The organism is Flavobacterium sp. ASV13 (assembly GCF_000745775.1).
In the GTDB taxonomy this organism is placed as follows: domain Bacteria; phylum Bacteroidota; class Bacteroidia; order Flavobacteriales; family Flavobacteriaceae; genus Flavobacterium.
Genome location: NZ_JQJY01000020.1, coordinates 1 through 1,886, shown reverse-complemented (window position 1 = coordinate 1,886; position 1,886 = coordinate 1). Strand labels below are relative to the sequence as shown.

Below are 1,886 nucleotides of genomic sequence, written 5' to 3'. Positions count from 1 at the left end.
TTTTAGTGACTAGTCCTTAGTGATCAGTAATTAGTTTTTAAGCTAATCACTACTTACTCTTTACTATTCACTGCCCGCGACGGGCAAATATTTTAACATACTGAGATAAAGAAAAGAAGTATTTGTTTAGAAAGTTTCTTCTCTCCCGTCTTTTGGACGGGAGAGAAAAGGGTGTACATAAGCTTACGGATTATTAGTACTACTCGACTATGACATTACTGCCTTTACATCTATAGCCTATCAACGTGGTCATCTTCCACGATCCTTAAAAGAAATCTCATCTTGTGGTGGGTTTCGCGCTTATATGCTTTCAGCGCTTATCCCTTCCCAACGTAGCTACTCTGCGGTGCCCCTGGCGGGACAACAGATACACTAGAGGTTAGTCCAATTCGGTCCTCTCGTACTAGAATCAGATCCACTCAAATTTCTAACGCCCACAGTAGATAGAGACCGAACTGTCTCACGACGTTCTGAACCCAGCTCGCGTGCCACTTTAATGGGCGAACAGCCCAACCCTTGGGACCTTCTCCAGCCCCAGGATGTGACGAGCCGACATCGAGGTGCCAAACCCCCCCGTCGATATGAGCTCTTGGGGGAGATCAGCCTGTTATCCCCGGCGTACCTTTTATCCTTTGAGCGATGGCCCTTCCATGCGGAACCACCGGATCACTATGCTCTACTTTCGTACCTGATCGACCTGTATGTCTCTCAGTCAAGCTCCCTTATGCCATTGCACTCTACGCACGGTTACCAAGCGTACTGAGGGAACCTTTAGAAGCCTCCGTTACTCTTTTGGAGGCGACCACCCCAGTCAAACTACCCACCAAGCACTGTCCCCCGCAACACGGGGTTAGGCCTCAGATAAACAAAGGGTTGTATTTCAACAATGACTCCACAACGCCTGGCGACGCCGCTTCACAGTCTCCAACCTATCCTACACATCATTTATCCAAGGTCAATACTAAGCTATAGTAAAGGTGCACAGGGTCTTTTCGTCCCACTGCGGGTAAACGGCATCTTCACCGTTACTACAATTTCACCGAGCTCATGGCTGAGACAGTGTCCAGATCGTTACACCATTCGTGCAGGTCGGAACTTACCCGACAAGGAATTTCGCTACCTTAGGACCGTTATAGTTACGGCCGCCGTTTACTGGGGCTTCAATTCAATGCTTCTCCGAAGATAACATCTCCTCTTAACCTTCCAGCACCGGGCAGGTGTCAGGCCCTATACTTCATCTTACGATTTTGCAGAGCCCTGTGTTTTTGATAAACAGTCGCCTGGACCTCTTCACTGCGGCCCCCATTGCTGGGGGCGACCTTTCTCCCGAAGTTACAGGTCTATTTTGCCTAATTCCTTAGCCATGAATCTCTCGAGCACCTTAGGATTCTCTCCTCAACTACCTGTGTCGGTTTACGGTACTGGTACTAATTACCTGAAGTTTAGAGGTTTTTCTTGGAAGCCCTTAGGCGCACTATCTCTTTGTCCGAAGACTCCGAGTACTATCGTATTTCACCATTCTCTACGGATTTGCCTATAGAGAATATAGCTAGGTACTTCAACGAACTATTCCGTCAGTTCGCGGCGCTTTCATCACTCCGTCACCCCATCACAGTAATTAGTAGTACGGGAATATTAACCCGTTGGCCATCGACTGTCCCTTTCGGGTTCGCCTTAGGACCAGACTAACCCACAGCTGATTAGCATAGCTGTGGAAACCTTAGTTTTTCGGTGTGCGGGTTTCTCGCCCGCATTATCGTTACTTATGCCTACATTTTCTTTTCTGACCGGTCCAGCATACCTTACGATACACCTTCAACCCTGTCAGAATGCTCCCCTACCACTTGCAGTAAACTGCAAATCCATAGCTTCGGTAATATGTTTAT

At 47.9% G+C, this 1,886-nt stretch carries 1 rRNA gene; it reads right to left on the bottom strand.

From position 1 onward, the window contains the following. Positions 1 to 173: 173 nt before the first annotated feature. Positions 174 to 1,886, bottom strand: a 23S ribosomal RNA gene (locus tag GQ47_RS20580); the annotation flags it as partial.